Annotated in this window: 1 protein-coding gene; it reads left to right on the forward strand. The window is 51.4% G+C overall.

Annotated elements, in window-relative coordinates:
• Positions 1-253, forward strand: a 253-nt coding sequence (locus tag ACLUWI_RS10495; RefSeq protein ID WP_412147259.1) for a nicotinamide mononucleotide transporter, incomplete at both ends; no start/stop codon positions are given.

Raw genomic sequence — 253 nt, forward strand, 5'->3', positions numbered from 1 at the left:
TCTGGTCTACGGGATGAAGGGGCGTAAGATTACGTTCATCTTCGGGATCATTCAATGTCTGGCCATGACCTACATCGCCTGGATCAGTCACGCTTACGGCTCATTTGCGATGGACATCTTCTACGTGATCTCACAGCCAATTGGATGGTATCTGTGGGGCCATGATGAGGCTACCAAGCGCTTTTCGCCAAAGGTTCGTCGGTGGATCTTTGTAGGTGCATTCGTTGCCTGGGCAATTGGCTGGTGGGTTCTT

The sequence above is a fragment of the Limosilactobacillus mucosae genome, assembly GCF_046939755.1.
Taxonomy (GTDB): domain Bacteria; phylum Bacillota; class Bacilli; order Lactobacillales; family Lactobacillaceae; genus Limosilactobacillus; species Limosilactobacillus mucosae_A.